Origin of the sequence: Acinetobacter sp. UBA1496 (assembly GCF_002324975.1) — a bacterium.
GTDB classification, from domain to species: domain Bacteria; phylum Pseudomonadota; class Gammaproteobacteria; order Pseudomonadales; family Moraxellaceae; genus Acinetobacter; species Acinetobacter variabilis.
This window is the reverse complement of record NZ_DCRI01000022.1, coordinates 60,969-83,002: the sequence shown is the minus strand read 5'-3', so window position 1 is coordinate 83,002 and position 22,034 is coordinate 60,969. Positions and strand designations below refer to the sequence as shown.

The 22,034-nt window shown below is 44.1% G+C and carries 23 protein-coding genes; 15 read left to right on the top strand and 8 right to left on the bottom strand.

Annotated elements, in window-relative coordinates:
- Nucleotides 1-53: 53 nt before the first annotated feature.
- The 5 genes from asd to truA all read left to right on the top strand — a co-directional run bounded on the left by asd (nt 54) and on the right by truA (nt 6,143).
- Nucleotides 54-1,172 (top strand): aspartate-semialdehyde dehydrogenase, encoded by a 1,119-nt coding sequence (gene asd / locus B3143_RS02445; RefSeq protein WP_034169859.1) that lies wholly within the window; start codon nt 54-56, stop codon nt 1,170-1,172.
- A 138-nt stretch (nt 1,173-1,310) separates the two neighbouring features.
- Entirely contained in the window at nt 1,311-2,915 is a 1,605-nt protein-coding gene (locus B3143_RS02440) for a type IV pilus assembly protein FimV (RefSeq protein WP_286739372.1), read from the top strand.
- Nucleotides 2,916-2,980: 65 nt separating this feature from the next.
- Entirely contained in the window at nt 2,981-4,309 is a 1,329-nt protein-coding gene (locus B3143_RS02435) for a fimbrial protein FimV (RefSeq protein ID WP_175966657.1), read from the top strand.
- 46 nt (nt 4,310-4,355) lie between these two features.
- Nucleotides 4,356-5,327: an asparaginase domain-containing protein gene (locus B3143_RS02430; protein ID WP_104427023.1), complete on the top strand. Its 972-nt coding sequence runs from the start codon at nt 4,356-4,358 to the stop codon at nt 5,325-5,327.
- A gap of 18 nt (nt 5,328-5,345) precedes the next feature.
- A complete protein-coding gene (gene truA, locus B3143_RS02425; protein WP_005232340.1) occupies nt 5,346-6,143 on the top strand; it encodes a tRNA pseudouridine(38-40) synthase TruA in 798 nt (265 codons plus the stop codon).
- 126 nt (nt 6,144-6,269) lie between these two features.
- Here the strand turns inward: truA and B3143_RS02420 are convergent, their stop codons facing one another.
- Nucleotides 6,270-7,277, bottom strand: a complete 1,008-nt coding sequence (locus B3143_RS02420) for an AraC family transcriptional regulator (protein WP_004781856.1) — start codon at nt 7,275-7,277, stop codon at nt 6,270-6,272.
- Nucleotides 7,278-7,509: 232 nt separating this feature from the next.
- Here B3143_RS02420 and infA point away from each other — a divergent pair, with 232 nt between their 5' ends.
- The 4 genes from infA to B3143_RS02400 all read left to right on the top strand — a co-directional run bounded on the left by infA (nt 7,510) and on the right by B3143_RS02400 (nt 8,869).
- Nucleotides 7,510-7,731, top strand: a complete 222-nt coding sequence (infA, locus tag B3143_RS02415) for a translation initiation factor IF-1 (RefSeq protein WP_001284370.1) — start codon at nt 7,510-7,512, stop codon at nt 7,729-7,731.
- 140 nt (nt 7,732-7,871) lie between these two features.
- Nucleotides 7,872-8,072, top strand: a complete 201-nt coding sequence (locus B3143_RS02410; protein WP_005232343.1) for a hypothetical protein — start codon at nt 7,872-7,874, stop codon at nt 8,070-8,072.
- Nucleotides 8,073-8,104: 32 nt separating this feature from the next.
- Nucleotides 8,105-8,266 carry a hypothetical protein gene (locus B3143_RS02405; RefSeq protein ID WP_158651681.1) on the top strand — a complete coding sequence of 54 codons (162 nt, stop codon included), beginning with the start codon at nt 8,105-8,107 and terminating at the stop codon, nt 8,264-8,266.
- Between the two features lie 189 nt (nt 8,267-8,455).
- Nucleotides 8,456-8,869 (top strand): hypothetical protein, encoded by a 414-nt coding sequence (locus B3143_RS02400; RefSeq protein WP_005232345.1) that lies wholly within the window; start codon nt 8,456-8,458, stop codon nt 8,867-8,869.
- Between the two features lie 64 nt (nt 8,870-8,933).
- Here the strand turns inward: B3143_RS02400 and leuB are convergent, their stop codons facing one another.
- The 4 genes from leuB to leuC all read right to left on the bottom strand — a co-directional run bounded on the left by leuB (nt 8,934) and on the right by leuC (nt 12,811).
- On the bottom strand, nt 8,934-10,013 hold the full coding sequence (gene leuB, locus B3143_RS02395) for a 3-isopropylmalate dehydrogenase (protein ID WP_005232348.1): 1,080 nt from the start codon (nt 10,011-10,013) through the stop codon (nt 8,934-8,936).
- Nucleotides 10,014-10,054: 41 nt separating this feature from the next.
- Complete coding sequence (locus tag B3143_RS02390) at nt 10,055-10,618, bottom strand: hypothetical protein (protein ID WP_005232350.1); 564 nt, start codon at nt 10,616-10,618, stop codon at nt 10,055-10,057.
- Nucleotides 10,619-10,705: 87 nt separating this feature from the next.
- A complete protein-coding gene (gene leuD, locus B3143_RS02385; RefSeq protein ID WP_005232352.1) occupies nt 10,706-11,356 on the bottom strand; it encodes a 3-isopropylmalate dehydratase small subunit in 651 nt (216 codons plus the stop codon).
- 21 nt (nt 11,357-11,377) lie between these two features.
- Nucleotides 11,378-12,811, bottom strand: coding sequence for a 3-isopropylmalate dehydratase large subunit (gene leuC, locus B3143_RS02380; RefSeq protein WP_005232354.1), 1,434 nt, complete (start codon nt 12,809-12,811; stop codon nt 11,378-11,380).
- Between the two features lie 262 nt (nt 12,812-13,073).
- Between leuC and B3143_RS02375 the strand changes: the two genes are divergently transcribed.
- The 3 genes from B3143_RS02375 to ovoA all read left to right on the top strand — a co-directional run bounded on the left by B3143_RS02375 (nt 13,074) and on the right by ovoA (nt 16,706).
- Nucleotides 13,074-13,310, top strand: coding sequence for a DUF2061 domain-containing protein (locus B3143_RS02375; protein ID WP_005232356.1), 237 nt, complete (start codon nt 13,074-13,076; stop codon nt 13,308-13,310).
- Nucleotides 13,311-13,495: 185 nt separating this feature from the next.
- Nucleotides 13,496-14,365 (top strand): LysR family transcriptional regulator, encoded by an 870-nt coding sequence (locus B3143_RS02370; RefSeq protein ID WP_005232358.1) that lies wholly within the window; start codon nt 13,496-13,498, stop codon nt 14,363-14,365.
- A gap of 154 nt (nt 14,366-14,519) precedes the next feature.
- Nucleotides 14,520-16,706, top strand: a complete 2,187-nt coding sequence (ovoA, locus tag B3143_RS02365) for a 5-histidylcysteine sulfoxide synthase (protein WP_286739369.1) — start codon at nt 14,520-14,522, stop codon at nt 16,704-16,706.
- Nucleotides 16,707-16,750: 44 nt separating this feature from the next.
- On the opposite strand, the gene B3143_RS02360 is transcribed toward ovoA, so the two are convergent.
- The gene (locus B3143_RS02360) at nt 16,751-17,002 is read right to left on the bottom strand and encodes a DUF2789 domain-containing protein (RefSeq protein ID WP_005232362.1); all 252 of its coding nucleotides are present in this window, start codon (nt 17,000-17,002) and stop codon (nt 16,751-16,753) included.
- A 156-nt stretch (nt 17,003-17,158) separates the two neighbouring features.
- A complete protein-coding gene (locus tag B3143_RS02355) occupies nt 17,159-17,809 on the bottom strand; it encodes an HAD family hydrolase (RefSeq protein WP_286739366.1) in 651 nt (216 codons plus the stop codon).
- Nucleotides 17,810-17,991: 182 nt separating this feature from the next.
- Between B3143_RS02355 and B3143_RS02350 the strand changes: the two genes are divergently transcribed.
- The 3 genes from B3143_RS02350 (at nt 17,992) to B3143_RS02340 (ending at nt 21,407) form a co-directional block, all read left to right on the top strand.
- The gene (locus B3143_RS02350) at nt 17,992-18,474 is read left to right on the top strand and encodes an RNA pyrophosphohydrolase (protein ID WP_004781838.1); all 483 of its coding nucleotides are present in this window, start codon (nt 17,992-17,994) and stop codon (nt 18,472-18,474) included.
- Between the two features lie 91 nt (nt 18,475-18,565).
- The gene (gene ptsP / locus B3143_RS02345) at nt 18,566-20,863 is read left to right on the top strand and encodes a phosphoenolpyruvate--protein phosphotransferase (protein ID WP_286739365.1); all 2,298 of its coding nucleotides are present in this window, start codon (nt 18,566-18,568) and stop codon (nt 20,861-20,863) included.
- A 43-nt stretch (nt 20,864-20,906) separates the two neighbouring features.
- Nucleotides 20,907-21,407, top strand: coding sequence for a hypothetical protein (locus B3143_RS02340; RefSeq protein WP_286739362.1), 501 nt, complete (start codon nt 20,907-20,909; stop codon nt 21,405-21,407).
- Here the strand turns inward: B3143_RS02340 and B3143_RS02335 are convergent.
- Entirely contained in the window at nt 21,404-21,583 is a 180-nt protein-coding gene (locus B3143_RS02335; protein WP_005232372.1) for a DUF7230 family protein, read from the bottom strand. The two genes, B3143_RS02340 and B3143_RS02335, sit on opposite strands and share 4 nt — an antisense overlap.
- Nucleotides 21,584-22,034 lie beyond the last annotated feature (451 nt).

Below are 22,034 nucleotides of genomic sequence, written 5' to 3'. Positions count from 1 at the left end.
TTTTGATACACTCGAATCCCTTTTGATTTTTTAACGCACCGAGGCAAAGTGACATGAAAGTAGGTCTGGTCGGTTGGCGCGGGATGGTGGGTTCCGTCCTTATGCAACGTATGGTTGAAGAGAATGATTTTGCTCATTTTGAGCCATTCTATTTTTCTACCAGTAATGCGGGTGGTGAAGCTCCGGCATTTGGTGGTAAGACTGCCCCAGCACTTATGGATGCAACAGACATTAACAGTCTGAAGCAAATGGATGTCATTATTACCTGTCAAGGTGGCGATTATACCACTGAAGTTTTCCCGAAAATGAAAGCTGAAGGCTGGGATGGCTACTGGATTGATGCAGCATCTACCCTGCGTATGGATGATGAAGCAATCATCGTACTTGATCCGGTGAACATGCATGTGATCAAAGACGGTCTGGTCAAAGGCACCAAAACTTTCGTGGGCGGTAACTGTACCGTTTCTCTGATGTTGATGGGCTTAGGCGGTCTGTTCCAGAACAATCTGGTGGAATGGGCAACTTCAATGACTTATCAGGCAGCTTCGGGTGCGGGCGCGCAAAACATGCGTGAGCTGATTACTGGTATGGGTTATTTATATAATAATACCAAAGACTTGCTAGATGATCCACGTTCTCCAATTCTGGACATTGATTCTAAAATTGCTGAATTGCAACGTGGTGAAGGCTTCCCGTCTGCAAACTTCGGTGTACCTTTAGCGGGTTCTCTGATTCCATACATCGACAAGCAGCTGGAAAGCGGCCAGTCTAAAGAAGAATGGAAAGGTCAGGCTGAAACCAACAAGATCCTGGGTAACCAGCAGATCGTACCGATTGATGGCCACTGTGTACGTATCGGCGCAATGCGTTGTCACTCTCAGGCATTAACGCTGAAACTTCGCAAAGACGTTTCACTGGATGAGATCGAAGATATCATTGCAAATGCAAATGACTGGTCTAAAGTTGTGCCAAACACTCGTGAAGCATCAATGACTGATCTGACTCCTGTCGCAGTCACTGGTACATTAACTGTACCTGTTGGTCGTCTGCGTAAACTGAACATGGGTAAAGAATACCTAGGTGCATTCACAGTGGGTGACCAGTTACTTTGGGGTGCTGCAGAACCTTTACGCCGTATGCTGCGTATCTTGATTGATTATAAAAATTCTTAAGTTTCCGTCAGGAAATACAGCACAAAGCCGATCTTTATTGATCGGCTTTTTTGTGTAACTATTGCGTAAGTATTTTACAAAAAACAAACATCCCGTTAATCTATAATTTTCGCTATGCGATAATGACTGAGCTCACAGATGACTGTATATAACAAATTAAAGCTTGCCATTTTAGCCATTGTTGCTTCACAAAATATTTATGCGATTAATGTAGATCCGGTACAAATCCAGTCTGCACCTGGGGAATTGCTTTATGCGGAAATGAATTTCCGTCAATCAGATATTAACTTGCCCATTGAGGTAAGTTTAGCCTCGCCAGAAGACCTGATTTCTCTGGGTGCATCGCATCAGCCACCGGGTCATTTGAATTTTTTCACCCGTCGCAACAGTAATGGTACTGGGGTTATTACCATTACCTCCTCGCGCCCGGTCACTGATCGTGAATTAAATATCATTGTAAAAATCAAGGAAGGCAATGCAGCACGCCTACAGCATATCCGTACTGCATTAAGACCTAAAACTGATTTGTTACAGGCCAGCCTGAAACAGAATGAACAGCCACTCGCGCCTGTCGTAGTCGTGAGTGAAAAAGATATTGCCCTAAACTTACCGGTGAGTACGCGCTATACCAATGCTCAATCCAAGCCAGCCACCTCGTTTGGGGCAGAAAAACCGTTAGCCTTGCAAAACACAGCACCTCCTGCATTATCAGCCAGCTCTATCTCTAAAACCGCGATAGCTGCTGTGACCCATGAGCCGACATCGAGTATTGCAGCTCAAGTCACAAGCCCAACAAAACTTAATACTGAAACTGCGGTAGCAGCGACAAGTCATAGTTCACAGCAAGCTGGTACTGTAAACACTGCGCCAGTGAATACTCCATCCAAAGCAATCAACACGGCTGTAACTCAAGTAGATGTAACGCCAAACTTACAGGCTGCAGCGACAAAAGTTCAGGCTGAAACAAAACCAGCTGAAGTTGCAGTAGTCCCAACAAATAAAAATACAGCCTCAGCGCAAGCTTCTGCACCGACAAACACTGAAAACCAGATGGTGTCCAGTGATCCACTTGTCAAAAAATATGCAGAACAGCAGGCACGCAAGCAGGCGGCATCTACCACTGCACAGGACAAACCAAATTTAGCGGCTAAAACTCAGGCACAGCCAACAGTCATCAAACAAAGCACCTCAACCCAGGTCAAACCGACCTATGTGGTACAGTCAAATGAGTCGCTTTGGGGCATTGCCTCCAGGATTGCCAATGAACAGCAGCGTCCAGTGAGTGAGGTCATGCAGCAGATCAAGCGTGAAAATGAACATGCTTTTATTGGGGGTGATGCCAACCGCTTGCGTAAAGGTGTAGCGCTTAATTTAGCGACCATTCATACTGCGAAAACTCCGATACAGGCCGCAGCGACTAAGTCTGTTCAAGTACCCTCCAAACCTGCTGCAAAAACCAAATATCGTCTGAATGAGGCAGAAATGAGCCTGGTTGCCGAGAATCAGCGTGATTCCGGCCAGGTTTCTGCCAACTCAAACACAAAAGAAAATCGAACTTCGAAAGAGTTGTCATTAAAAGTTATGACAGCCCGTGAAAAAACCGTTAAATTAAAGAGAAACGTAACTGAACTAGAATTGGCACTCAATCAGAAGGATCACAGAATTCAATTATTAAATGCTCGTCTTGCCCAGCTGCAGAAGCAGCTTAAAGCACAACAGGCAGATAAAAAGCCAATTAATTAAAAAGTTACACATGACGATTTATTGGGATAGGCGAACTTAAGGACTCTATCCCCAAGGGGTAAAACATGCTGATTTATGTGATTCCATTAGTGATATTGATCATCGTATTAATTGTCGTAAAAAAACGACAAGATGCTCAAGAATCAGATAAAGCAAAAACTAAAACTGTAAAAGCGAAAAAACCTGGCGCTGCGTCAAAATCCACTTCACAAAGAACCAAAGTGGTCGAGCCAGCCGGAGTCGTTAAAAAATCAGCAACGCCTCTATCAGCAGAAACACGCAAGAAAATTGAAGGTCTGATTCAGGAACGTAATTTCTTTGCAGCTGAAGCTCAAATCAATCAGGCACTGAATCGCGATAATTCTCAACATGAGTTATATTTACTGCTACTCGACATTCATATCCTGCAAAAAGATGAATTTGCGATTTCACAGCTGATTAACCATGTTCGCTCTCTGGAACTGGAAGATATTCTGGCTCAGGCTGAGGTCAAAAAGCGTGAGTTTGAAAACTCTTCGGTCGCTGTTCAGGATACTATTGATTTCCCAAGTGCTCAGCCACAAACCCCTCCTGTACAGGAAAGCAAACCTTCTACAGATGCCTTTGCAGACCTGGTTGCCACTCCTGCTTCAAACGAACAGGCATTTGATGCATTACAACAGGAACTGCAACCAAGCAAACCAGCTGCTGTAGCGGAACCAGTACCTGATATCCAACCCTTAGAGTTCAACTTTGAACCGAAGATTCCAGCGGCTGAGCCAGTAAAAACGGAAGAAGCTTCGCCTGTATCAGATAATTCAGTTGAATTTGATCTTCAGATGAGTACTGCTGAAACCCAGACTGCTCCAACAGCAGCAACTGAGTCAGCACCGGTTCTGAATTTTAAGCTTGAGCTTGAACCATCTGTATCTTTAGAAACAGAATCAGCGCCTGCAACAACAGAAGAAATCCAGCCTTTAGATTTTTCTTTCTCTCTAGACACTCCAGCACCTGCTGCGGAAAAAACAGCCGAACCTGCGACTGAGTTTGATCTTTCTGGCCTTGATATTGCAACGCCTGCAACTGAAACGCCTGCTACGACTGAAACATCTGGACTAGATTTCAAACTTGATAATATCGAAGCTGTAAAAGAAGCTCCTGTTTCTACAGGGGTGAATTTTGAGATTCCGACAGCGCCAGTAAATACAGCAACCGATCAACATGATCCATTGGTGCAGTCTTTCCCGGAGCTGATGGAAGTTAATGAAGCGAACCTTAACCTGGAGCTGGCACAGCAATATATCCAGTTAGGCGCTTATGCAGCTGCCCGTGAAGTCATTGCTGAACGTGAAGCTGAATATACAGCAGCACAACGTCAGCAAGCCGATCAGTTGCTGAATCAAATCGCATCTTAATCAATTTCCCTTTACACTAAAGCAGTCACATTTGGCTGCTTTTTTTATGATGAAAGATATTGCACTGATTTATATGGGCGGCACCTTTGGCTGTGTCGGTGACCCGCTCTCCCCTATGTCTGCCGATTTATTTATTCCAAAACTGGAACAGCTGCTTGCTACGGATCAACCGTTGATTCAGTATTACTGCGCTCCTGTGATTAAGGACAGTAGTGCCTGTACTGCTACAGACTGGTTAGAACTGGTGCAATTTATCCAAAATCTGCAATCTGAACAGCAGATACAACATTTTGTGATTATTCACGGGACAGATACCCTGAGCTATGCCAGTGCAGTATTGGCACATTTTATGGGGAATTCAGCTCATATTGTGCTGACTGGCAGCCAGTATCCCCTCCTGAATGCTGAAGGCGATGCGCAACGCGAATTTAGCGATGCCATGGACAATCTGAGCTTTGCGCTCGCTTCAGTAACTCAGTGTAATGCAAATGTTTATCTAGCTTTTCATCAGCAACTGATTCATGCTCAAACTACCTTAAAGCAGCATACCACTGAGCTGAATGCCTTTACTGGTCTGGACGCTCATATCGCTATTCGGGCCAACCAGCAAAGTTGTCAGGTTACGGCAGACGATATTACCAAAGCTCCAGATTTTAACTGCATGAGCTTGATGATGCAGCCGATTGATTTAGTCCAACAGTTCAATAACCTGAAAAATATTTTAGCCCATCCGCCACACTTCCTATTCCTGCAAGGTTTTGGAACCGGCAATCTGGCCGTCAATCCAGAGATCGTAGATTTCATCAATCAGCTCTATGCCAAAGGCTGTATCTCGGTCTTAACTACTCAAGTGCCTTTTGGTGCCACCGATCAGCGTTATGCCATTGCTGAATGGGTGCATGATTGCAAAATTCTGCTCAATGAAAGTTATGGCCATGCTGATCTTTATGCAAAAGCCCTAAAAATGTATTTACAATATGACACGGTAGAGCAATGGCATGCCCATTGGTACGATTAGTCAGGTTTTGAGGTCATTATGCAGCGTTTTGCAGTGGGAATTGAGTTTTGTGGAACGAATTATCGAGGTTGGCAGACTCAACAGCCGGGCGTAATCAGTGTTCAGGAAACCATCGAGAAGGTACTCAGCAAAATTGCCGATAAACCGATTATTCTGCATGGTGCAGGCCGAACCGATGCCGGCGTGCATGCGACCAATATGGTTGCACATTTTGATACCCATGCCTTGCGTTCTGAACGAGGCTGGTTAATGGGCTCAAATAGCCAGTTACCTAAGGATATCTCGATCCAATGGATCAAGGAGATGGATAATGGCTTCCATGCACGCTTTAAAGCACAGGCACGCCGTTATCGCTATATTGTCTATAACCATCCGGTACGCCCTGCCTTGCTGCATAAACAGGTCACGCATATTTACTATCCACTTGATGTCAAAAAGATGATTGAGGCAGCTGCAAAGTTTGAAGGCACGCATAACTTTGAAAGTTTCCGTGCAGCAGCCTGCCAGTCCAATCAGCCGGTACGTCATGTACGTCATTGCCGCCTGATCCAGCATGGGCCTTATCTGATTCTAGATATTCAGGCGGATGGCTTCCTGCATCATATGGTACGCAATATCATGGGCTGTTTACTGGAAATCGGTCAAGGCATGTATGAGGTTGACCATATTGACCATATTTTTGCAGCAGAAGATCGTAAAGCAGCCGGAGTTACCGCACCACCGGACGGTCTGTATTTTATTCAGGCTGAATATCCAGAGCATTTTGACTTACCCAAAATACCTTTGGGTCCATATTGGTTGAATATGCCGGAATAAGCTAATTATTTTTAATTTTTAAATCCCTCCTAACCTCCCTTTAAAAAGGGAGGAACTCTCCTCCTGAGCAAAGCTTAAGCACTGCTTTAAGCTGAAGCGCAAGAAAGGAGGGACTTAGGATGGTAATTAACGCTGCTTCCGCTTCCGATATTCCACTGGTGTTTCATTGGTCCAGCGTTTAAAGGCACGGTAGAAGGTACTCGGTTCCGAGAATCCAGTCAGATAAACAATACGCTCCACACTTTCATTGGTACTCGCTAATAAACGTTTAGCCAGACGACAGCGATAATCGGACAGAATCTGCTGGAAACTAGTATTAGCCTCACTGAGCTGGGTACGTAAACGACGTGGAGTAATATTCAGTTGAGCGGCTACAGTTTCCAAAGTCGTTTCACCGCTTTCTAAAGTAGAACCGATTGCACGACGCACTTCCCCGACTAAATCGTAACGAGCCAGTTCCTGTAATTTTTCAATCGCCAGCTGTTCATGTAGCTGCAACAGTTCCGGTTCTGCCTGCCAAAGTGGAAAATCCAGAATACTTGGATCAAAATACAAACGGGTTTCTTTCTGCCCCAAACTTACCGGACATTCATAAACCCGGAAATATTCTTCATCTGCCGCGCCTTTGGAAAAATTAAAATCGATATAGATCGGTTCAAAACGGCCTTCAGTAATAAATTTAAAGAAACGCAACACACCTGACATCGCACATTCGGTAAAGTGACGATTGACCAGACTTTCAGCAAAAGGCTGTTCACCATTGGTCAGATAGCAGCGATCATCTTCGACCACCAGCTTGGCATGAAAGGCATCACTGATCAGACGCTGATAAGCCAGTGCACGTTTCAAGCCTTCACCAAAATTCTCTGATGAAATAAACAGATGCTCAATCACCTGTCCGCGATAGAGTGGCAAATGTTCACCCAGATGCAATCCGATATCCGGGTCCTTACTGACCTCTTCTGCGGCAACCCAGAAGGCATACTGAGCACTAAGCGGAGTACGGTCATTGGTCTCCACCTGATTTAAAGCGACTCCTGCTTTCGTCAGAAGTTCTTCTGTTGGCAAACCTGCACGACGAATCGCCTGATAGCCTAAACGCAATACGACTGATGCATCCGTTAGCTGACTCACTCAAAAACCTTCCTTGTATGTACTTCATTTATACTTAAAAAGATTGAAATTAGATTAACTGTGATTGACCAAACTGACAACAGATACCATACGCTTTTTAGTTAAAAAAGTTTAAACTCATACTTCGCTTATTTTACTGACAGATGATCAGTCTAACGCCCATTACACCTTGTGTTTTGCGAAAAAATTGACTATAATTTGCGCCTTTCCAATTTATTCATTCAGGTAGGCTATGGCCAATAAAGAGGAACTCATCGAGTTCGAAGGCGTTGTCACCGAGACGCTTCCTAATACTATGTTCCGTGTACGTTTAGAAAACGGTCACGAAGTAATTGCCCATATTTCTGGTAAAATGCGTAAACACTATATTCGTATTTTGACTGGCGATAGCGTGAAGGTCGAAATGACTCCTTATGATTTGACTAAGGGTCGTATCACATACCGTGCGCGCTAAGTTTTAGCGGAAGCAAAAGCCACTCATCCAGTGGCTTTTTTATTGCCTTTTCTTTTATATCAATTCCCCTGCACATTCCCTATACTGCATTCGAAGATAATCATTTCTATTTTTCCTCTAATAAAAACAGTGAATCATTCATGCAAAAAATCTTGTTTTCTCTGATCCTAGGAATCAGCCTGAGTGCCTGCGCCACTACCAATTCGACAAAATCACGACAACTAGATCAGCAACTACAGCAATATATCGGCCAATCTGCAGAGTCAATTCGCAAGGATCTGGATTTAACTGCACTCGGTTTTAAGACCTCAAAAGCACCTGTACAAACGGAAAACGTCTGAGTTATACCGTACTTCGCACCATTGAACTTCCGTTGGGAACACCCGCCATTCAGCAAAGTGTCAGTATAGGTGCCCCTGTACGACTCGCAACTGCACCCGGCCCGGGTTATCAGGTTGAAATGCCTTGTCAGATTCATTTACAGCTAGAACAAGGGACTGCCCAATCCGTGCAATATAGCGGACGTGCCTGTTAATACTCATTTTTGCTTTTTATTCATTTTGAAGTGAATATAAGAACATTCTAAGTTGTCTTGGATTTGATGGCTACAGCTAACATCTAACTGCCTGATTATTGTTGTCTTACCTAATAATAAATTACAACAGTTCCTCTCACACTTTGCTACTACACTGTTTTTAAGCGTTCCTTGAGTAGGAGTGATGTGATGTTGTTAAGCAAAGGGACTCCTCTGGTATTGGGCTTGAGCATCCTGTTGCTCGGTCTGTCAGGGTGTGCACAGACACCCACGATCAGCCAGGCCGACCGTGAAGCTTATTTACAGCAATTTATTGGCCAGAGCAGCCAGTATATTGATCGCAATTTAGATTTGAAACGTTTGGGTTATCAGCAAATCAGTGAACCTGAGCTCAGCTCCCAACAGCTCAGCTATGTCGTAGAACGTCCTGTGACCGTGCCCTTACCGATTGCCCAATTTCCGGCAGCAGGTACAGGCACAGTTCCGGTTCCAGTCACTGTGAGTCCTGCATCAGGGTATGATGTGAATTTGCAATGCAAGATTACCTTTTTGCTTAAAGACAATATTGCAACTTCTGTCAGCCTTACGGGTCGAACCTGTTAATCAAAATCAGTCATAAAAAAACGCAGCTCAAGGCTGCGTTTTTTACGTAGAAATACTGAGTAACTTAATTCAATGCAGTCACAACTGCCTGACCCATTTCCACCGTACCCACTTTAGTCATGCCTTCAGACATGATGTCAGCCGTACGCAGACCTTGGTCTAAAACATTACCTACCGCATCTTCAATAGCTTTTGCAGCCGCTTCTTCACGGAAGGTATAACGCAGCATCATGGCTACAGACAGAATGGTTGCCAATGGGTTTGCCAGGTTTTGACCTGCGATATCTGGTGCAGAACCATGGCAAGGTTCGTACATCCCTTTACCATTTTCATCCAATGAAGCTGATGGCAACATACCGATTGAACCAGTCAGCATTGCAGCTTCATCAGACAGGATGTCACCGAACAGGTTTGAAGTCACAATCACATCAAACTGCTTAGGCGCACGTACTAATTGCATCGCAGCATTGTCTACATACATATGAGACAAGTTAATGTCTGGATATTGCTCTTCTTTCAGTGCAGTCACGGTTTGTTTCCAAAGCTCAGTCACTTCAAGCACGTTGGCTTTATCGACTGAACATACTTTACCGTCACGCAGGCCAGCAAGTTCGAACGCAACTTTGGCAATACGCTTGATTTCAGATTCTGCATAAACGTCAGTGTTAAAACCTTGTTTTTCGCCATTTTCCAGTTCACGGATCCCGCGTGGCTGACCGAAGTAAATACCGCCGGTCAATTCACGTACGATCAAGATATCCAGACCAGAGACAATTTCCGGTTTCAAGCTAGAGGCATCAGCCAATTGTGGATAAAGAATCGCTGGACGTAAGTTCGCAAACAGATTCAACTCACTACGTAGTTTTAACAGGCCACGTTCTGGACGGATTGAACGCTCAATCGTATCCCATTTTGGACCGCCTACAGCGCCGAGCAGAATTGCATCTGCTTTTTTCGCCTGTTCAGAGGTTACCTCTGGATAAGGTGAACCGTGTGCATCAATCGCAGCACCACCTAAAAGACCTTGTTCCCATGTTAAACCCAGATTGAATTTTTCATTAACTCGTGTAAGCACCTGTTCTGCGGCTTTTACAATCTCAGGACCAATACCGTCACCAGCTAAAATCAAAATTTGTTTAGACATGAGCTTTTCCATTTATAAGGTCAGGCATCCACCTGACTAGGTTAAATTTTTTTTTCTACAAACTCTGCAATGCCATTGATGACATTATAGGGTTTGCAAAAACGACGAATCACTTTCTGCTCTTGCAACAGGTCCACACACAATGGATCAGGTGCAGAGGCATTTAATAAACTGGTGCTACGTGCATTTCGGTCACGGAACATTTTCAAGGTATAGCGTTTATTCGCCTTAAACTGCTGGAACAGATGCAAGGTCTCAGCCTTATCCTTGCTAATCGGATAGAAACGCACCACCAGTTCATGCTGCCCTTCCGGCACAGATAAATAAATCGGATTATCCTGTTTCAGGTTTTTGGCCTGCAAACGAACCAGACGCTGATCTAGCGCTTCTGGGCTGATTCGCTTGGTGGACTCATCCACAATCATGGTCCGATCTAAACGTTCAAACTGACAATCCGGTGTGCCTGCACAATAAATCAAAGCATTGGATTTGCTTTCTGCATCTTCTTTGGCATGTTTAAGTTTGAAGGTATCAATGCTCTGACACGCGGTCATCAGCACTGATACTGCACTTAGAGCAAGCCACTGTTTCCAATACGTTGCCATGATGTCTGTATTAACCTATCAAAAAAATTAATAATCTTCTGATATTAGCAAGGCCTTCGCAGTCATGCCATGACAATTTTTGCTGTTTTATGAATGAATTTCAGCAAATACCCATGGGCGTGATTGTTTGGTTTTTTCTTCGTAGGCACGAATATCATCTGCCGCCTGCAAAGTTAAGCCAATATCATCCAAACCATTTAACAAACAATGCTTACGGAATGGGTCCACTTCAAACTTGAAGCTTTCGCCATTTGGTGTACGAACTTCCTGCGCTTCCAGATCAATCGTTAACTGATAACCTTCAGCTGCTGCACATTCCTTGAATAACTGATCAACCGTTTCTTCCGGCAAGATCACCGGCAACATGCCATTTTTAAAACAGTTATTAAAGAAAATATCAGCAAAGCTTGGCGCAATCACAGTACGGAAACCGTATTCATTCAAGGCCCAGGGCGCATGCTCACGGCTTGAACCGCAACCGAAGTTAGCACGTGAAATTAAGATCGATGCACCTTGATAACGTGGCTGGTTTAATACGAAGTCCGGGTTAATCGGACGAACCGAGTTGTCCTGACCTGGATAACCTTCATCCAAATAACGCAATTCATCAAACAGGTTTTCACCGAAACCGGTACGTTTGATCGATTTCAAAAACTGTTTTGGAATAATTAAATCTGTATCGACATTGGCACGGTCTAAGGGTGCAACAATACCTTGTTCAACGGTATAAGCTTTCATATTTCTGCTCCTGCGTACCAATTAAAATGAACGGACATCAACAAAGTGACCGGCAATCGCTGCAGCAGCAGCCATGGCTGGGCTCACCAAATGGGTACGACCGCCATTACCCTGACGACCTTCAAAGTTACGGTTTGAAGTTGAGGCACAATGCTCGCCTGGCTGCAATTTGTCAGCATTCATTGCCAAGCACATAGAACAACCTGGTTCACGCCATTCAAAACCAGCTTCGATAAAGACTTTGTCCAAACCTTCAGATTCTGCCTGCTGTTTCACCAAACCCGAACCCGGAACGATCATGGCCTGTTTAATGCTAGAAGCCACTTTACGACCTTTGATCACTTCAGCCGCAGCACGAATATCTTCGATACGTGAATTGGTGCAGGAACCGATGAATACACGGTCTAACTGAATATCTGCTAAAGCCTGACCTGCAGTTAAGCCCATATATTGATAAGCACGGTTCCAGTCATTGCGCTGTACATCATCTTTGGCCTGTTCTAAAGTTGGGACCGCTTGAGACACCGGAATCACCATCTCAGGAGAAGTCCCCCAAGAGACTTGTGGTTCAATCTCTTCACCTTGCAACACCACAACTGTATCGAAGTGCGCGCCTTCATCAGAATGCAAGGTATTCCAGTACGCAACCGCCTGATCCCATTGCTCGCCTTTCGGTGCATATGGACGGTCTTTGACATACTCAATGGTTTTTTCATCGACTGCGACCATACCGACACGTGCACCCGCTTCAATTGCCATGTTACATACGGTCATACGGCCTTCGATCGACATGTCACGGAATACCTGGCCACCAAATTCAATTGCGTGACCTGTACCGCCAGCAGTTCCGATTTTACCGATAATGGCTAAAACCACATCTTTCGGTGTTACGCCCTGACCTAATTTACCGTCAACGCGTACCAACATGTTTTTCATTTTCTTTTGAACCAGGCATTGGGTTGCCAATACATGTTCAACTTCTGAAGTCCCGATCCCGTGTGCCAAGCAGCCGAATGCACCATGTGTCGCGGTATGTGAGTCACCACATACAACCGTCATACCTGGCAAGGTTAAGCCCTGCTCAGGACCAACAACGTGCGCGATCCCTTGACGAATATCGTTAATATCAAATTCAACAATATCGAACGTCTTACAGTTGTCATCCAAGGTTTGTACCTGGATACGTGAAGTATCATCTTCAATCCCAGCCACGCCCTGCTCACGCTCTTTTTTAGAGGTCGGTACGTTATGGTCAGGTGTTGCGATGTTGGCACTTAAACGCCATGGCTTACGGCCAGCAAGTTGCAAGCCTTCAAAGGCTTGTGGTGAAGTCACTTCATGCAATAAATGACGGTCGATATAAAGTAGAGCTGAACCATCATCTCGTTGTTTTACTAAATGATCATCCCATAACTTATCGTATAATGTTTTTGCTGTTTGGGTCTCGCCTGCCATGTCGATGTGCTCCACTGGACTGGGTAAATTCTTTCGCTAATTTTGATTATATCGCTGCATTCACATAAATCTAATTTATCATTTTTATTAGTTAAAAAACTTTTTGGAATCTTTTAAAATTTAAATTAAATCATAGTTTAGCTCTCTTTTTATAAATCTAATTTTCCGATCGTTTTATTAAAAATATTCGTTTTTACAAATTAAATGAGAATTATTATTATTTCCTCATCGGCACAAATTATCTGTTTTGAGGAAGATCCACATGGCACATATTCAACGTTTCGTAGAAAACAATCAGCGCATGTTCAAAAAGACATTTAGCTATTACATCATGCACATCACCGTTGCGATGTTAGTGGGCTATTTTGTCACAGGCAGTTTAACCATGGCGATTGCCTTGAGTTTATTAGAACCGACTGTACAGGCGGTTGCTTTCTTCTTCCACGAGAAAATCTGGGAAGCAAAACGCCAGCAACAGGATGAGGAAATCACCGCATAATTTTTTGTCGATCTTCCTCTTTTAGCCACCTACCCTCGGTGGCTTTTTTTATGACATAAAATAAAACATTTAAAAATGTGTATTAATTCAACATTAAACCAAGAGTTCTATATTTTTACTTTGATTTATTCTTAAATTATTACAATAATAAACTTAAGCATAAAAAAACTTTATAGGTGATCAAGATGAATCTCGCAGCTTTTGAAGCCTTTGTAAAAGTCATGGAAACAGGTTCGATTTCTCTGGCTGCAGATCAGCTTTTTATTACCCAACCGGCTGTGACCAAACGTATTCACAGTCTGGAAGAATATTTCGGGGTGAAATTATTTGAATCTGCGGGCCGTGGTGTACAGGCTACTCATGCGGCACATTCCCTGCTGCCTAAGGTAAAAAACTGGCTGAACGAGCTGGGTGATATTCACTATACCCTGAGTCATGAACAGGGTCAGGTACAAGGTAAACTGAAAATTGGCACCAGTCATCATATTGGCCTGCATCACTTACCGAGCCATCTGCGTGAATATGTACAGCAATATCCAAATGTGACGCTAGATGTACATTTTGTAGATTCAGAACAGGCACATGAACAGGTGATGGCGGGTGATCTGGAACTGGCTTTCCTGACCTTGCCACCGCATGGTGATGAACGTCTGAAATATGTCACCATCTGGAATGATCCTCTGGTTTTTGTGGTAGCGCCGTTCCATCCGCTGGCTCAGCAAAAAAACCTGTCTCTTGAAGATCTGGTGAATTACCCGAGCCTTCTACCTTCTGCGCAGACCTATACCACGCAGATTACTATGGCCGAGTTTGAAAAACAGGGTATCAAGCCGAAAACGACCATGAGCAATAACCCGCTTGAATCCATCCGGATGCTGGTTTCGATTGGTTTAGGCTGGTCAGTCTTACCCAAAACCCTGGTCAATCATGACCTGCAAGAACTGGATCTGAATCTGGAAATGAACCGTCAGCTCGGTATGGTCTGGCATCCGGGTCGTACTCAATCCAAGGCAGCTGAAGCATTGGTTCAACTGATGCAAGGCCCGTCAATTTAAAACTAATTTTTACATTTCTCTGCTGCATCAATATCGGTGCAGCATTTTGTTACCTAAATACATCGCATCTGTCACTTCCTTTCAAGTACTTTTAAAAGCATCAAATTCATTTTCCTGAAGATGAAAAATTAAAACGTACTCAAGGAAGCACCGAATGCAGATCAAATCTTCTGATTCCAAAACTTTATTACCTTCTTCTCATGACCTGCTCGAAGAAATGGGTTTATGGAAACCGCTTAAACCAACGCTACAGCCTACTCCCAACCTTGATTTTGAAGATGAACCGACGGCGCGTGCCGTATTACGTGATTATTTTCTAAATACCTTTGACACCTATGAGCAACTGTTTGACTGTCTGAAGAATGAAGAAGCCTTTTATGTCAAACCGATTGCCTTACGTCATCCACTGATCTTTTATTTTGGTCATACTGCCACTTTTTTTATCAATAAGTTGTTGCTGGCTCAACTGATTCCGGAACGTTTAAATCCGCATATGGAAAGCATATTTGCGATTGGTGTAGATGAAATGAGCTGGGATGATCTGGATGAACAGAACTATCACTGGCCTAGCATTCAGGCGGTACGTGATTACCGGCATCAGGTACGTGCCCTGGTCTTGAAAGTGATAGAACATGCGCCGCTACAACTTCCACTAAAATGGCACAACCCCTGGTGGACCATCATCATGGGCATTGAGCATGAACGGATTCATCTGGAAACGTCTTCAGTTTTAATCCGCCAGCATCAGTTACGTTATGTACAAAATCATCCGCAGTGGCGTGCCAATGTCATTACCGGTATTGCACCTGAAAATAGTCTGGTAAAGGTACCGGCAGGTCAGGTCAATTTACATAAAAATTTCGAACATGCTTTTTATGGCTGGGACAATGAATACGGCCACCATCATGCCGAAATTGAAGAATTCGAAGCCTCTAAATATCTGGTATCTAATCAGGAGTTTTTAGCCTTTGTGGAAGCAGAGGGTTATCAGACAGCTAACTACTGGACTGAAGAAGGCCAGCAATGGTTGGCATTTTCTCAAGCCACACATCCTACCTTCTGGATCAAAACTGAACTGAATTGGTCCTTAAGACTGATGCTGGAAGAAGTTCCGATGCCTTGGGACTGGCCAGTCGAAGTGAATTATCATGAAGCCAAGGCTTTCTGTAACTGGAAATCAGTACAGATCGGAGAGTCCATTCGCCTGCCAACTGAAGATGAATGGTATCGACTGTATGCAGTTTCAGGACTGGATCCCAAATTACCAAGTCCTGAGCAAGCCAATATTGAATTAAAATATGGCCCTAGCTCTTGTCCGGTGGATCATTTTCAGCATGGCGATTTTTATGATGTTCAGGGCAATGTCTGGCAATGGACCGAGACCCCGATTTATCCTTTCGAAGGCTTTCAGGTCCATCCCTTCTACGATGATTTTAGTACCCCTACTTTTGATGGCCAACATCATCTAATTAAAGGCGGTTCCTGGATTTCAGCCGGTAATGAAGCCCTGCACAGTTCACGCTATGCCTTCCGGCGACATTTTTTCCAGCATGCCGGTTTTCGCTATGTTGCCGCGGAAGAGACATCACCGCAGTTTCACTCGCAATATGAAAGCGATCAGCTGATTTCCCAATATCTGGAATTCCAGTATGGGGCGGAATATTTCGGTGTTCCAAACTTTGCCCAAAGCCTCATCAAACTAGCCCGTCCTTATTTTCAGAACATTCCGTGTCATAAAGCGCTGGATATCGGGTGTGCAACCGGACGCGCCAGCTTTGAACTGGCCCAAGATTTTGATCAGGTCACCGGTCTAGATTTTTCAGCCCGTTTTATTCAGCAAGGTGTGGTGCTGGCGCAAGGAGAGACCCTGCGCTATAGCATTCCTGTTGAAGGTGAACTGGTGGAATATAAATCCTGCTCACTGGCAGAACTTGGACTTGAGCAGGCTGCCAATAAAGTCGAGTTTTATCAGGCCGATGCCTGCAACCTGAAACCTCAGTTTAAAGATTATGATTTTATTCTGGCAGCTAACCTGATTGATCGTCTGCATCATCCTAAAGCTTTTCTGAGTGAGATTCATAAGCGCCTGAATATAGGCGGCATTTTGATGCTGGCCTCACCTTATACCTGGCTGGAAGAACATACAGCACGCAGTGAATGGATCGGCGGATTTAAGCAGGCAGGAGAAAACCTGAGTACCTTAGAGGGCATCAAAGCTTTACTCAGTCCACATTTTGAAATGCTGGACGAACCTTTGGATGTGCCTTTTGTGATCCGGGAAACAGCGCGTAAATATCAACATACCCTGTCCCAAGTAACTTTATGGAAACGGACACAGTAATACCCCAAATGAAAAAGCCAATCAGTTGATTGGCTTTTTGTTCACTACTCAATTCCGCTAGTGGCATCCTCATGCAGAGATTCATTAAGCTGATCCACCACAATGGCCCATTCTCCATCTGAAGCAATTTTTTCAGCCAGGAACTGGCGCTGCGCATCTGACCAGTACGGCGCCTCCATCAGGTTCACATCTTTGGGTAATTGATGCTCATGAATAAATTGGGCAATCCCTTCTGCACTCGAATCCAGACCTAACTGTGCGAATAAATGAGTCATACGCGGTCTAACTTGGGTCATTTTCATTACCTCTGCGCTTGCTATCGTTATTGTCGACTTGCTTTATTTGCTCTGAGCATAGCATGTTTATTCAGCAACGAGCATGTCAAAAAGTACCCTCTTCTGCTTATAAAAAAGCATAACCGAAGTTGTGCCTGATTAAATCGAAAGAATTGCTTAAATCGACCAGTCCTGAATTTCCCAGCCCTGTTCTTTAGCCAGCGCTTCCAGACGCTCATCCGGATTCACTGCAATGGCATGATTCGCATGTTCTAGCAGAAAACGGTCATTGATTGAATCTGAGTAAGCCCAAGACTCAGTCACCTCACGACCAGCCAGCCATTGTTCCAGACGCGTCAATTTGCCTTGCTGATAGCAGGCGATATTGGTCACCTTACCCGTATATTTACCGTCAATGACTTCAGCATTGGTGGCAATAATTTCAGTAATGCCAAACTCACGGAAAATCGGTGCAGTAATAAAGTCCGAAGTTGCAGTAATGCCGACAATTTCATGCCCTGCATCTTTATGGCGCTGAATCGCTTTAAAACCTTCCGGACGCATCTGTGGGCGAATGACTTTTTGCATGAACAGTTGATGTAATTCGGTCAGATAATCATGGTCATGTTGAGTCAAAAACTGGAATACAAATTCATTATAGGCATAAGGATCCAGTTGACCCTTTTTATAATCCTCATAGAACTTGTCATTCATGGCGCGGTGATGAACGGGATCCACCAGGCCTTCATTGACCAGGAATTCCCCCCAGGAATGATCCGAATCGGTGTTTAACAGAGTGTGATCGAGATCAAATAGCGCCAATTTCATGAAAATACTCGTAAAAACTGAAATTTAAGAAAAAAATTGTAAATCTATCTCCGCTAGTCGATAGAAATTCGTTAAGATCATAGCAATTTTAACATTTTTAAACTTTGCTTTTTTTCGAGTTGGATAAAGAAATAATATTCCCCGAAAGCAAAGGCATAAATTAAACAATTTTAGGTAGCCAAATGATCGACTCAGAAGGTTTCCGACCGAATGTCGGGATCATTTTGGCAAACGATGCTGGACAGGTTTTATGGGCAAAACGCATTGGTCATAATGCATGGCAATTTCCACAAGGAGGTATCCAATATGGAGAAACCCCTGAGCAGGCACTTTATCGTGAGCTGAGAGAAGAAGTTGGATTACTGCCTGAACACGTCCAGATTATCGCGCAGACCAAAGGATGGTTGCGTTATCGTTTGCCGTATCGATACATTCGCACGGATTCAGATCCGGTATGTATCGGTCAAAAACAGAAGTGGTTTTTACTCAAACTGACGGCGCCCGTACAGAACATTCAGCTTGATCTGTCCGATCCGCCCGAATTTGATCAATGGCAATGGGTCAGTTACTGGTATCCATTAGGCCAAGTGGTGAATTTTAAACGCGATGTTTATCGCAAAGCCATGATTGAACTCTGTCAGCAATTACCACAACAAAAACCTTAAAAAAATCGCGTGCATGTGCAGATTTTTTGCTCGGCTATTGTTATAAATAAACTAAATTACTGGACTTCTAAAAAAATACGGAGCAGCACCCATGTCGAATATGCAACTGGATACCCTGAGACGTATTGTCCAAGAGATTAATGCGTCTACCAGTTTGCATGAATCACTCGATATTATGGTCAATCAGGTCGCTGAGGCCATGCATGTGGATGTTTGCTCCATTTATCTGCTCGATGAACGCAACCAGCGTTATCTATTAATGGCATCTAAAGGCCTGAAGCCCGAAGCTGTCGGTCATGTTTCTCTACATACCGGTGAAGGCCTGGTTGGTCTGGTCGGTCAGCGTGAGGAAATCGTTAACCTCGACAATGCCCCTAAGCATGATCGTTTTCTGTATTTACCGGAAACGGGCGAAGAAATTTATAATTCCTTTCTGGGCGTTCCGGTCATGTACCGCCGTAAAGTCATGGGCGTACTGGTTGTCCAAAATCAAGAATCCCAAGATTTTAGTGAAGCAGCCGAATCTTTCCTGGTTACGCTGTGTGCCCAACTCTCAGGCGTAATCGCTCACGCCCATGCGGTCGGCAATATTGATGTATTCCGCAAGCCAAATAATTTACCGGCATATAAAACCTTCCAGGGCGTATCCGGTTCTGGCGGGATCGCACTTGGCCGCGCCATTGTGCTTTATCCCCCTGCAGATCTAGGCGCTGTTCCGGATCGTGAAGCAGATGATATTAGCGAAGAACTGGCTTTGCTAGATAATGCTTTAAATTCGGTGCGTGAAGAAATTCAGTTCCTGGATGACAAAATGCAGGATGCGCTGATGGCCGAAGAACGTGCTTTGTTCAGTGTGTTCCTGCGTATGCTGGATGAAAATGCCCTGCCATCAGAAATTAAAGCACTGATTCGTGATGGTCACTGGGCACAAGGTGCGGTTCGCATCGTGATTGATAACCATGTGGCGCAGTTTGTCCAGATGGAGGATGATTACCTGCGTGAACGTGTTGCTGATCTGAAAGATCTGGGACGTCGTATTCTGGCCAAGTTGCAGGAAGCCGATGAAAGCCATCGCGAACTGACCGATGAAAGCATCCTGATTGGTGAAGAAATTTCAACGGCTGCACTGGTGGAACTGCCTGTTGATAAGATTGCCGCGATTGTCACCACTGAAGGTGCCATGAATTCGCACATGGTGATTGTGGCACGCGCACTCGGTATTCCGACTGTCGTGGGTGTGACTGAACTGCCCATCAATACTCTGGATGACGTCGAGATGATTGTCGATGCGCATCAGGGCCGTATCTTTATCAATCCACCACGTCGTCTGCGTACCCGCTATAAAGAAATTCAGAAAGAAGAAGAACAGATCGCTAAGGATCTACGCCAGTACGAGACTAAAGACGCAATTACGCCAGATGGTACCGCTGTACGTCTGTTTGTAAATACTGGCCTGATGATTGATGTGGTTCGTGGTGTACAGCGTGGTGCCAAAGGTGTTGGCCTATACCGTTCGGAAATCCCGTTCATGCTACGTGACCGCTTCCCGGGAGAAGAGGAACAACGTGCCATTTACCGGCAGCAACTGAGTCACTTTGCCAATAAACCGGTAGTCATGCGAACGCTGGATATTGGTGCAGATAAAGACCTGCCATATTTCTCGATTAAGGAAGAAAATTCAGCATTGGGCTGGCGCGGAATTCGTTTTACGCTGGATCATCCTGAAATCTTCTCTTCACAAATTCGCGCCATGCTGAAAGCCAGTATCGGTCTGAACAATCTGCATATCCTGTTGCCGATGGTGACCAGTGTCAGTGAAGTTGAAGAAGCACTGTATCTGTTAGAACGTGATCATCATGCCGTTCAGGAAGAAGAACAGGTCAAAATTACCAAGCCGCAAATCGGGATTATGGTGGAAGTGCCGAGCGTACTGCATCAGATTGATGAGTTTTCTGAACTGGTTGATTTCTTCTCGGTCGGTTCTAACGATTTGACCCAATATTTACTTGCTGTCGACCGGAATAATCCACGTGTGGCCAATGTCTATTCACACTTACATCCAGCGATCCTGCGCGCCCTGACCCGTCTGGTAGAGGATTGTCACCGTAATAACAAACCAATCAGTATCTGTGGTGAAATGGCCGGTGATCCTCTATCGGCCGTACTATTAATGGCCATGGGATTCAATACCCTGTCCATGAGTTCTAGCAATATTTTGAGAGTCCGAAAAACGATTTGTCATGTACCGATGCCGGATGCACAGGAATTACTCAAACATGTACTAAAACTGGACAATCCACTCATGGTAAAAAGCTGGATGGAGCATTATTTTAGAACACATGGTTTAGGAGATATGGTGAAATCCACCACCCGTATGGTCAGCGCTTAAGGAGGAACTTTTTTCAGGTTCCTCTGCATCAGTCGAGGTACTTATGGAATTTGTGCTTATCCTGCTTATGCTAGCTGCAGCGTTTTATTTTATTATTGTTGCACCGGCCTTACGTTCGCAAAAATCCAGATATACATCTTCTCGTGATCGTAATAACATTAGCTCCAGTCATCAGTATATCCGTGAAACTGAACGTCCTAAAGCCTGTCCCTTATGGGGAATTGAAATTTCTCGTACCCAGCAACGGCGTTTAGGCAAGAATGATCCATCGGTCATTGCCGCAAAACTGTATCGGCAACAGCTAGGAAAATTTGCCAGTTTTCAGCAGACCCGACCTATAGCTGATGTTGATCAAAATAGATCTTCGAGTTCTGCGACCCTGCCCCGTTTTTTTCAAAATATGTTTCCCGAAGAAGCTTCTTCAACCACCCGGCGGACTTCACCGCATTCTTCGAAAAGAAACTCATCTTTTAACTATACCCCACAGAATCCCTTAAAGTCAGCTCCTGCCCAAAACAGATCTACGTCTTCCTGGCCGCCCTAAGCCGCCCATAAAAAAGGGCGATCATCTTGTTGATATCGCCCTTGTTTGTGCTTGGTATAACCACGTTTTGCATTTTTCTTACGGTCTACAAAAACCTGGCTTTTGTTGACTTCATGCATGTGTTTTGCCACAAAATTGTGGATCACCACCTGCTTGGCTGTTTTTTTCTTGGCCATTTTGCTCTCTATGTGACTTGGAGGAAGGAGTGAGATAATTATAGGGCTGACTGACTAATTTTCAAGCATATTTGCCAATGCTTTTTTAAAAATAAAGCCCATTTAGCTAGGATTTTCTGTATGCAAAAATGCGAGCTATAACCAGAAATACCATTATTCCATTCATTATTGTTATGGGTTTCTTCAGCCAAACAAAACTCAATTAAAAAACCATTTAAAATAAACCAGTTATAAAATTCATTTTAAATACCACTTTTCACTTATTATTTTTATCCTTTGATAAAAACATATTATGGACTTAGATATTGTTATTTTCGTTTAATCCCATTCATTATTCGAGTTATTCAAAATATATAGAATTTGATATTGTCAGAGATTGGAAAACCCGTTACTTTTTTTAAGAGTAACCATTTAATTTTCAATATTTTAAACTTCATTAACTTTAAAAATA